This is a genomic window from Enterobacter sp. BIDMC 29 (assembly GCF_019378755.1).
Classification (GTDB): Bacteria; Pseudomonadota; Gammaproteobacteria; order Enterobacterales; family Enterobacteriaceae; genus Enterobacter; species Enterobacter ludwigii.
In genome coordinates this window covers 2,272,555-2,282,623 of sequence record NZ_CP080000.1, presented here as the reverse complement: position 1 = coordinate 2,282,623, position 10,069 = coordinate 2,272,555, and the positions used below count along the sequence as shown (strand labels likewise).

Here is a 10,069-nt window from a genome sequence, read left to right as displayed (position 1 = left end):
ATGACTCGGGGTGCCCTTCTTAAATGAAGGCTGAGAAATACCCGTATTACCTGATCTGGATAATGCCAGCGTAGGGAAGTCAGATGCCTTCCCGGTCATCGCTTCTTCACGCACGGCAGGAGCGATACCATGCAGCCTGACCTGCTCGATTTACACGTTTTACATCAATTTCGAACCCGTTCCCCGCTTACCCACTGTATGACCAACGATGTGGTACAGACCTTTACGGCCAATGTGTTACTGGCGCTTGGCGCTTCTCCGGCTATGGTGATTGAAGCCGAAGAGGCCGAGCAGTTTGCCGCGCTCGCAGATGCCCTGCTGATTAACGTCGGGACGCTGACGGCGCCGCGCGCCCAGTCGATGCGCCGGGCGATTGAGCGTGCAGTGGCAGCAGGGAAACCCTGGACGCTTGACCCGGTTGCCGTAGGGGCGCTGACGTTCCGCACCCGTTTTTGCCACCAAATCCTCGCCCTGAAACCGGCGGCCATTCGCGGCAATGCCTCGGAAATTCTCGCCCTTGCCGGGATGAGTGCGGGCGGGCGCGGCGTCGATACCACTGACACGGCGGCTGCTGCGCTGCCTGCCGCGCAGGCGCTGGCTCGCCAGACGAATGCCATTGTGGTGGTCACCGGTGAACGGGATTACGTCACCGATGGGCAACGCACCCGCACGGTCGTGGGCGGTGACCCGATAATGACCCGCGTGGTGGGAACGGGATGCGCGCTCTCGGCAGTCGTGGCGGCGAGCTGCTCGCTTCCCGGTGACCGGCTGGATAACATCGCCGCCGCCTGCGGATGGATGAAACGTGCCGGAACGGCGGCCGTCGCCCGGTCCGGTGGTCCCGGCAGTTTTGCCAGTGCGTTCCTCGACGCGCTCTACACTCTGGAGGAACGGGTATGAAACGGATTAACGCCCTTACCATTGCCGGTACCGACCCAAGCGGCGGCGCGGGCATTCAGGCTGATTTGAAAACATTCTCCGCACTCGGCGCATACGGCTGCTCGGTGATTACCGCGCTGGTGGCGCAAAATACGCGTGGCGTGCAGTCGGTTTACCGCATTGAGCCGGACTTTGTCGCCGCACAGCTGGATTCGGTTTTCAGCGATGTACGAATCGACACCACCAAGATTGGGATGCTGGCCGAGACCGACATTGTTGAAGCGGTGGCAGAACGGCTTAAACGTTACCAGGTGCAAAACGTGGTGCTGGATACCGTGATGCTGGCAAAAAGCGGCGACCCGCTGCTGTCCGCCTCCGCCGTCGAGACGCTGCGAAATAAGCTGCTGCCGCAGGTTGCGCTTATCACGCCTAATCTGCCTGAAGCCGCTGCGCTGCTGGATGCGCCGCACGCGCAGAATGAGCGCGAAATGAAAGAGCAGGGGAATGCGCTCCTGGCGATGGGCTGCGGCGCCGTGCTGATGAAAGGTGGTCATCTTGATGATGAAGAAAGCCCTGACTGGTTGTTTACCCACGACGGTGCGCTGCGTTTCACGGCCCCGCGGGTACAGACCAAAAACACCCACGGGACCGGCTGCACGCTCTCTGCCGCGCTGGCGGCTTTGCGCCCCCGTCGTGACAACTGGGGGGATACGGTCCGCGACGCTAAAATCTGGCTCTCCGAAGCGCTGGCAAAAGCCGATACTCTCGAGGTTGGTCACGGTATTGGTCCGGTACACCATTTTCATGCCTGGTGGTAAGCCGTATACTGGCAACACACACCAGGCCTGAGAAAAACAGAGATGGAACAAGCGCATACCCGGTTAATCGACCAACTGAATGAACGCATTGCCGCCCCGGACAACACGCCGCTGTATCTGAAATTTGCCGAAACGGTAAAAAACGCGGTACGCAACGGGGTGCTGGAGCATGGGAATATACTGCCCGGCGAGCGCGATCTCAGTCAGTTAACCGGCGTGTCGCGCATTACCGTGCGCAAAGCGATGCAGGCTCTGGAAGCCGAGGGCGTAGTGACGCGTGCCCGCGGCTATGGGACGCAAATCAATAACATCTTTGAATACTCGCTCAAGGAAGCGCGCGGTTTTTCTCAGCAGGTGGTGCTGCGCGGCAAAAAGCCCAACACGCTGTGGGTGAATAAACGGGTGGTGAAATGCCCGGAAGAGGTGGCCAGCCAGCTGTCAGTACCGCCAGAGAGCGAGGTCTTTTTGCTTAAGCGCATCCGCTATGTGGATGATGACGCCGTATCGATTGAGGAGTCCTGGGTGCCGGTAGGGTTGATTCACGATCCGGATGCAATTGGGATTTCCCTGTATGACTACTTCCGTAGCCAGAATATCTTCCCGCAACGCACCCGCTCACGCGTCAGTGCCCGCATGCCGGACAGCGAGTTTCAGACGCATATCCGTATGGATGACAAAATCCCGGTGCTGGTGATCAAGCAGGTTGCACTTGATCAGCAGAACCGGCCCATTGAGTTCAGCATCAGCTACTGCCGTAGCGATTTATACGTCTTTGTGTGCGAGGAGTAACGCCTCGCGTCCTGGCGCACAGTCGCCGCCGCGGTGGCTAACGACCCAGGCCGCCACTGCATTGCCAAGCGTAACGGCATCAGCCAGCGACCATCCTGCCGCCAGCCCGGCAAGCGTGCCACCGGCGTGGCTGTCGCCCGCACCGATCGTGTCGACGACGGTTGCGGGAAACGCCGGAACGTAGCCCGATTTATCACCCTCATACCAGGCGGCACCGTCTTTATCGTGGCGAATAATCAGCGCAGAACTAAACCGCTGTAGCCACTGCGGGCCGAGTGTTTCAGCTTCCATGCCAAATCGTCCCGCTGCCATCTCCGCTTCCTGGCGATTAAGCGATACCATCGGCCTACAGGCCATGATCCGCGCCATCAGCGCATCGGGAATATCGGCAATACGCGGCCCAAAGTCGATAAACGCGGTAACGTTTTCCAGGCCTTCCAGCCAGGCCGTCAGACGCTCTCCGCACGGTGACGCCAGCTGATAGCCTGAGAGGTAGACCAGGCTTTCAGGCGGCACGTGCAGCGCATCCAGCCAGCGCTGTTGCCACTGGTTCTCCACGCCGCTAAACGACATAAAGGTCCGCTCACCGTCCGGTTCGACCAGCGCCAGACACCAGCCGTTGTCGCCCGTTTCTACGTCGACGACGCTGTGCAGATCCTGTTTTGCCATGGCGTTACGGATGATGTCTGCCCACACTCCGTGACCGACGGGGAGCGCGTTTTGCGCGGCTATCCCGAGCCGTTTCAGCGCAATAGCAATATTCAGCGCACAGCCGCCGATATTGACACCCTGTTGTTTAAGTTCGATATCACACCCGCGCCAGGGCAGGGCATAGGCGTCGGCGATCACGTCGATGACCGCGGCACCCAGCACCGTGACCGGGCGAGTGGCGTGCAGTGTTTCAAGGCGTGCAGCAAAAGCACTCATACGCCCTCCCTTTGCTCCCGGAAGTGCAGCAGTTTTTCACAATAGTGGTTAAAGTCGAGGCGGTTTACGGCGTCGAGTTCCTCCTTGTACGCCGGGTCAATCGCCTGTACGCCGTGAAGCGCACCGCAGATTGCCGTCGCCATCGCGCCGATGGTGTCCGTATCACCGCCGAGGTTGGCGCACAAAATGGCGCAGCGGTTCGGGTCGGTGCCTGCCAGTTCGACCATCGCAATCGCCGCTGGAACCGACTCAAGCGTGCTGGTGCCCGCGCCAATAAGCTGGTAAACCTGCTCGCTGGCGGAATCGATGCCGTTGGCTTCACGCACGGTCTTAAGGGCGAGCTCAATCCGTGCCGCCAGCGATGCGCTGAAGGTGGTTGTTTTCGCTTCCTGTGCGTAGCGGGCAATGCCTGGCAGGGCATCGACGATGTTCTGCCAGCGTTCACCGTCAATGGCACGCGACACTGCCCAGGCTATCACCACCGCGCCGGCAATCGCGAGGTCGGATTTATGGGTCGGGCTGGAGGCCAGCGCTACCTCTGCGACAAAGTGCTCCAGACGCGTGGCCGGCAGCAGGCAGCCCAGCGGAGAGGCGCGCATCGCCGCACCGTTGGTTACGCCGTTGTTTTCCAGTTCACTGACCGGCTTGCCGTCACGAATGGCGTTAAGCGCAATCTTCGATGTCGGACCTAACACATTCTTGTTAAACGCATCGAACGACTCCGCCCAGTGCAGAATATGTTTGCCGATAACATCCGCGTTGATCTGCCCGTCGCATTCGATAATCGCATCCGCCAGGCATAACGCCATTGACGTATCGTCGGTGAATTCTGCCTGCTTAAAATAGCAGGCGGCGTTATTTTCAGCCGGTCCGGGTAAAAAACGGTCGATCCAGCCGAAGTGCGCTTTGACGCGCTTTCTCGGCCAAAGCTCCGACGGCATGCCCATCGCATCCCCTAACGCTTGCCCGTAAAGGGCACCGAGAACACGTTCTTGTTTCATTTAACTTCCCCTCGTGTCAGCGCGGTATCGCCTTCAACCACCTCAATTGCGGTGATCTCTTTGTCCGATTCGCGGAAAAACAGCATAAACAGCACGGCGATCACGGCAATCATGATCCCTCCGAATGCCCACATTCCGGCCCAGTTGAAGGTCAACCCATTCACCGGCTCTTTGTATGCGAACATTTTTTCCATCATCACGCCGCCCAGGCGGTAACCTAACAGGCTACCAAACCCCTGACAGCACAGCGTAATCAGGCCTTGTGCGGCGGTGCGCATATGCACCGGCGCTTTTTTATCCACGTAGATATACGCGGTCACATAGTAGAAGTCGTAGCTCACGCCATGCAGCAGAATGCCGAGGAACAGCAGGGCATAGGTGAAGTACTGGTCGGCACCACCGTAAACAAAGAAGCCATAGCGGATGGCGGCGGTGAGCAGGCCCAGCAGCAAGACCTTCTTAATACCAAAGCGTTTGGTGAAGAACGGCAGCGCCAGCATAAAGAAGATTTCGGAGAACTGGCCGAGCGTCATCCAGCCGGTGGCGTTTTTCATCCCCACTTCGGTGAGATAGCCGTTAGCAAAGATGTAATAGAAGGCCAGCGGCATCGCGAACAGGAATGAGCAGAAGAAGAACACCAGGAAGTTTTTATCGCGCAGCAGGATCAGCGCATCCAGCCCCAGCATGACTTTGAAATCCATCTTGCCGGTACTCTTCGGCGGGGTGTTCGGCAGGAACAGCGCAAAGACACCGAGCAGGGCGGAGCTGCCCGCCGTCATCAGCAGCGGAATATTGGTATCGGAAATGTCGTTATAGCCCATCATCTGCGGCAGGAAACCGCACGCCAGTCCCGAGGCGATCCAGCCGAGGGTGCCCATCACGCGGATACGCGGGAAATCAGCCTCCACATCATCCACATTGGCGAAGGCAATACTGTTGGTCAGCGCAATGGTCGGCATATAGGTCAGGGAGTAAACCAGCAGCAGCGGGAAAAAGGTGCTGAACTGGGTTTGCTGTGCGGCGAAGTACATCACGATGGCACCGGCGAACATCAGTACGGCCAGTACTTTCTGCGCAGCGAAAAAGCGGTCGGTCAGTGAACCCACCAGAATGGGGGAGAGGATCGCGGCAATCGCGGTACAGGCATAAGACCAGCCAATTTCCCCGGCGGTAAAACCGCTTTTGCTCAGCCACAGCCACAGCGGTACAAACCACGCGCCCCAGATAAACCATTCAACAAACATCATGAATGACAGTTGGACTTTCGTTTTCATTGTTTAATCCTGCATGTCAGAGAGGGTACGCCTTTAACATACCACTTAATAATACCTTTTAAATACCTTTGCGGTGATTGTTTGATCAATGTAACAGTTTTGTTGTACACGAATCGAGCCAGCAGATTGTGCTGAAAAAAAATGCAAATGGTGGAAAATCTGTTAAGTCGGTACCAGGCTTAGTCTGCCCATAACGCTATGGGTCTGGATAAACACTCACCGACATCACGTCGGGCTTACGGGAGCATCACATGACTGATATTGCGCAGTTGCTTGGCAAAGACGCCGACAGCCTTTTACAGCATCGTTGTATGACCATTCCAGCCGACCAGCTTTATCTGCCTGGCCACGATTACGTCGACCGCGTGATGGTTGATAACAACCGTCCGCCTGCGGTACTGCGAAATATGCAGACCCTCTATAATACCGGGCGACTGGGGGGAACCGGGTATCTTTCTATTCTGCCGGTTGACCAGGGCGTTGAGCACTCCGCGGGCGCCTCCTTTGCGGCGAACCCGCTGTATTTCGATCCGAAGAACATCGTCGAACTGGCGATAGAAGCGGGCTGTAACTGCGTGGCGTCCACCTATGGCGTACTGGCCTCCGTATCGCGTCGCTATGCCCACCGCATTCCATTCCTCGTCAAACTGAATCACAACGAAACCCTGAGTTACCCGACCGAATACGATCAGACGCTTTACGCCAGCGTAGAGCAGGCGTTCAATATGGGTGCGGTAGCGGTCGGGGCGACGATCTACTTTGGTTCTGAGCAGTCGCGTCGCCAGATTGAAGAAATTTCTGCTGCCTTCGAACGCGCGCATGAGCTGGGTATGGTCACCGTTCTGTGGGCGTATCTGCGTAACTCGGCATTCAAGAAAGACGGAGTGGACTACCACGTTTCTGCCGACCTGACCGGCCAGGCGAATCATCTGGCGGCGACCATTGGCGCGGATATCGTGAAGCAGAAGATGGCGGAGAATAACGGCGGTTATAAAGCGGTAAACTTCGGTTACACCGATGACCGGGTCTACAGCAAACTGACCAGTGAAAACCCTATCGACCTGGTGCGTTATCAGCTGGCGAACTGCTATATGGGACGTGCCGGGTTAATTAACTCCGGTGGTGCGGCGGGTGGCGACACCGATCTCTCCGACGCGGTGCGCACGGCGGTTATCAATAAGCGCGCGGGCGGTATGGGGCTGATTCTGGGCCGTAAGGCGTTTAAAAAATCGATGGCGGACGGCGTGAAGCTGATCAATGCCGTGCAGGATGTGTACCTGGACAGCAAAGTGACTATCGCTTAAGTCTTTTTGTAAAACGCTGGCCGGGTCAGGCGTTACCGCCGCCCGGCCACACTGTCAACGCAGAAGCTGGCAGTCCGGTGGCAGCCGGCACTGTAGCGCGCCCGGTAACACCTCAATGCGGAACTGCTTCCCGCTCAGCGGCTCCCCGTCAAGATTAAACGTCATGCCGTGTGGGGCATTCACTTCAAACCACGCGGATTTACCGGCAATAATATTCGGGCTCTCTTCTGGCTGAGTCAGGGTGGTAAACAGCGCAGGCAGCAGGCCATCACCCGTGAAAATACGCAGCTGTAACTGACCATCATTGATCAGCGCCTCCGGGCATAACTGCTGTCCGCCACCGGCCTGACGGCCATTACCGATACCAATCACCAGCGCATCACCCTGCCACTGAAAGTTCTCGCCGTGAATCTCACAGCGGTCCGGCTTCAGGGTATCCATACGCATCAGGCCATGGATCAGATACGAGACGCCGCCCAGCGCTGCCTTCAGCTTTTCAGGGGTTTCGCTGGTAATGCGCGTCCCGAATCCACCGGTCGCCATATTAATAAAACAGGTTTTTTCATTCACCTGAGCAATATCCACGGCGGTGGCTTTGCCGAGGATAGCCAGCTGCAGGGCTTTTCCCAGTTCTTCCGGGATCCCGGCGCTGGTGGCGAAATCGTTGGCCGTACCGAGCGGCAAAATGCCCATCACCGGGCGGTCGGTTGCGGGAAGATCTATCAGGGCGCCGGCAATTTCATTAATGGTGCCATCGCCCCCGCCAGAAATAATGGTTTCGACCCCGAGCTTCAGGCCTTCGTCGATATAGCGTGCCGCATCACCTTTTTCCCACGTCACTCGTACGTGTATACGCGCACCGTCTTCACGCAAATCCGTCACTGCCTGGCGCAACAAATCGTTGCCCGCACTTTTGCCATTGAGAATCAATAAACTGTCTGGATAGATTGCCATCCGCGCTGCTCCCTTTTTTAGCGTTAGTAAGAGTGTATAGCAGGGAGGAAAAAAGCGGGTAAGAACAGGATGAAAGGGAAAAAATAAGCCCGCGTAAGGGAGATTACGCAGGCTAAGGAGGTGGTTCCTGGTACAGCTAGCATTTATGGGTTATGTTTTTCAGCGGGGGGATAATACCCGTATTGAACGAAGCGGTATGTGATCCGATTCTAAGAATTATCCCAGCGCGAAAAAATTTCCCTGCTTGATTATTTACTGTGCGGGTTACGGGTACTTTCACCGTTGAAATTACGCATCAGCAGCGCAAACTCCAGCTCCACTTCTTCGGGTACCGGCAGCCAGACGGTATGGCCGTTGCCTGGCGCCACGTCAATTGCTTCGCCTTTACCGTTTTCCAGATGTTCCAGGGTGAAGTTCATGTTGCCCTGCGGGGTCATCAACTCCAGGCTGTCGCCTTTGGTGAATTTGTTCTTCACCGCCACGGCGGCCAGCGCACCTTTGCGCTCACCGGTAAAATCACCGACAAACTGCTGGCGCTCGGAAACGGAATAGCCGTGTTCGTAGTTCTGGTAATCGTCATGGGTGTGACGACGCAGGAAGCCTTCGGTATAACCGCGATGCGCCAGGCCTTCCAGGGTTTCCAGCAGGCTGGTATCGAACGGTTTACCGGCGGCGGCATCGTCGATGGCTTTACGGTACACCTGAGCAGTACGCGCGCAGTAGTAGTAGGACTTGGTACGGCCTTCAATTTTCAGGGAATGCACGCCCATCTGCGTCAGACGCTCAACGTGCGCAATCGCACGCAGGTCTTTGGAGTTCATGATGTAAGTGCCATGCTCGTCTTCAAAGGCGGTCATGTACTCACCTGGACGTTTGGCTTCTTCAATCATGAACACGCTGTCAGTTGGCGCGCCGATGCCTAAGGTTGGCTCCACGTTGGTCACCGGGATCGGCTCATGTTTGTGGACGATATTGCCGATGTCGTCTTCTTTGCCTTCCTGAACGTTATATTCCCAGCGGCAGGCGTTGGTGCAGGTACCCTGGTTCGGGTCACGCTTGTTGATGTACCCCGAGAGCAGGCAGCGACCGGAGTAGGCCATGCACAGCGCGCCGTGAACGAAGATTTCGATTTCCATATCCGGCACCTGCGTGCGGATCTCTTCAATCTCTTCCAGCGAAAGTTCACGAGACAGAATGACGCGGGTCAGCCCCATCTGTTTCCAGAATTTCACCGTTGCCCAGTTAACGGCGTTGGCCTGAACGGAGAGGTGAATATCCATCTCCGGGAAGTTCTCCCGAACCAGCATGATTAAACCCGGGTCCGACATGATCAGCGCGTCCGGTCCCATATCAACCACCGGCTTCAGATCGCGGATGAACGTTTTCAGCTTGGCGTTATGCGGCGCAATGTTGACCACCACGTAGAATTTTTTGCCCAGGGCATGTGCTTCGTTAATGCCGAGCTGCAGGTTCTCGTGGTTGAATTCATTGTTACGCACGCGCAGCGAGTAGCGCGGCTGGCCAGCATAGACGGCGTCAGCGCCATAGGCGAAAGCGTAACGCATATTTTGCAGCGTTCCCGCCGGGGAAAGGAGTTCCGGTTTAAACATGTTTGTTCTCGTTCTGATGACAGGTCAGATCCGCATGCACCAGGTGCAGCGGTAAGGGGAGATCCCCCACTTTAAGGGCGGGCATTGTAGCGCTGAGGGACAGGGAGGTAAAGCGCCGGGTCGTACCATCGCTAACCCGGCCGGATGCGTGTCGTCAGGTATTGTCTTTTACCGTCTGGCTTGAACCGTTAGTTTTGACCGACGCGATGCCTTTATCTCGCGACTGTTCCGAGGCATACATCTGGCTGCTGCCAATAACCTGATGATTCCCGGCCTTCAGATTGAAGTGGAATTTACCGTTGGTGGCCACTTTCTTCTCATAACGTTCATCAGAAGGGCTATTGGTGCGAACGGAGGCGATACCGTTTTCGGCGGAATTTTTGGTGGTGTAAAGCTCACTGGTCAGGATCGTTTCTCCGTTTCCTGCTTTGAGAACAAACCTGAACTGCCCATCACTGCTTTTGTTTAACTCGAACCAACCAGACATAGGAACTCCTTGAACGAAGTGGAATT

General features: G+C 56.7%; 10 protein-coding genes and 1 riboswitch. Of the genes, 4 read left to right on the top strand and 6 right to left on the bottom strand.

Annotated features, from left to right (window positions below; translation table 11 throughout):
- A riboswitch (TPP riboswitch) is annotated at positions 1-94 on the top strand.
- Between the two features lie 35 nt (positions 95-129).
- The 3 genes from thiM to JTA15_RS10225 are packed head-to-tail and all read left to right on the top strand — an operon-like array spanning position 130 to position 2,486.
- On the top strand, positions 130-900 hold the full coding sequence (gene thiM, locus JTA15_RS10235; protein ID WP_219373193.1) for a hydroxyethylthiazole kinase: 771 nt from the start codon (positions 130-132) through the stop codon (positions 898-900).
- Positions 897-1,697 (top strand): bifunctional hydroxymethylpyrimidine kinase/phosphomethylpyrimidine kinase, encoded by an 801-nt coding sequence (gene thiD, locus JTA15_RS10230; RefSeq protein WP_025203664.1) that lies wholly within the window; start codon positions 897-899, stop codon positions 1,695-1,697. Before thiM ends, thiD begins: the two co-directional genes overlap by 4 nt.
- 42 nt (positions 1,698-1,739) lie before the next feature.
- On the top strand, positions 1,740-2,486 hold the full coding sequence (locus tag JTA15_RS10225) for a GntR family transcriptional regulator (RefSeq protein WP_014170861.1): 747 nt from the start codon (positions 1,740-1,742) through the stop codon (positions 2,484-2,486).
- Here the strand turns inward: JTA15_RS10225 and JTA15_RS10220 are convergent.
- From JTA15_RS10220 to JTA15_RS10210, 3 genes are read right to left on the bottom strand one after another with little or no spacing between them, the layout of a single operon-like run.
- On the bottom strand, positions 2,460-3,413 hold the full coding sequence (locus tag JTA15_RS10220) for a PfkB family carbohydrate kinase (protein WP_219373192.1): 954 nt from the start codon (positions 3,411-3,413) through the stop codon (positions 2,460-2,462). The genes JTA15_RS10225 and JTA15_RS10220 overlap by 27 nt on opposite strands.
- Positions 3,410-4,414, bottom strand: a complete 1,005-nt coding sequence (locus tag JTA15_RS10215) for an ADP-ribosylglycohydrolase family protein (protein WP_020883237.1) — start codon at positions 4,412-4,414, stop codon at positions 3,410-3,412. Before JTA15_RS10215 ends, JTA15_RS10220 begins: the two co-directional genes overlap by 4 nt.
- Complete coding sequence (locus JTA15_RS10210; RefSeq protein ID WP_025203667.1) at positions 4,411-5,688, bottom strand: nucleoside permease; 1,278 nt, start codon at positions 5,686-5,688, stop codon at positions 4,411-4,413. Before JTA15_RS10210 ends, JTA15_RS10215 begins: the two co-directional genes overlap by 4 nt.
- A gap of 251 nt (positions 5,689-5,939) precedes the next feature.
- Between JTA15_RS10210 and fbaB the strand changes: the two genes are divergently transcribed.
- A complete protein-coding gene (gene fbaB / locus JTA15_RS10205) occupies positions 5,940-6,992 on the top strand; it encodes a class I fructose-bisphosphate aldolase (RefSeq protein ID WP_014170857.1) in 1,053 nt (350 codons plus the stop codon).
- A 54-nt stretch (positions 6,993-7,046) separates the two neighbouring features.
- Here fbaB and yegS read toward each other — a convergent pair whose 3' ends face one another.
- The 3 genes from yegS to JTA15_RS10190 form a co-directional block, all read right to left on the bottom strand.
- Positions 7,047-7,946, bottom strand: coding sequence for a lipid kinase YegS (gene yegS, locus JTA15_RS10200; RefSeq protein ID WP_014170856.1), 900 nt, complete (start codon positions 7,944-7,946; stop codon positions 7,047-7,049).
- Positions 7,947-8,194: 248 nt separating this feature from the next.
- Positions 8,195-9,556, bottom strand: coding sequence for a tRNA 5-hydroxyuridine modification protein YegQ (gene yegQ, locus JTA15_RS10195; protein WP_014170855.1), 1,362 nt, complete (start codon positions 9,554-9,556; stop codon positions 8,195-8,197).
- Between the two features lie 154 nt (positions 9,557-9,710).
- Entirely contained in the window at positions 9,711-10,043 is a 333-nt protein-coding gene (locus tag JTA15_RS10190; protein ID WP_014170853.1) for a YegP family protein, read from the bottom strand.
- Positions 10,044-10,069 lie beyond the last annotated feature (26 nt).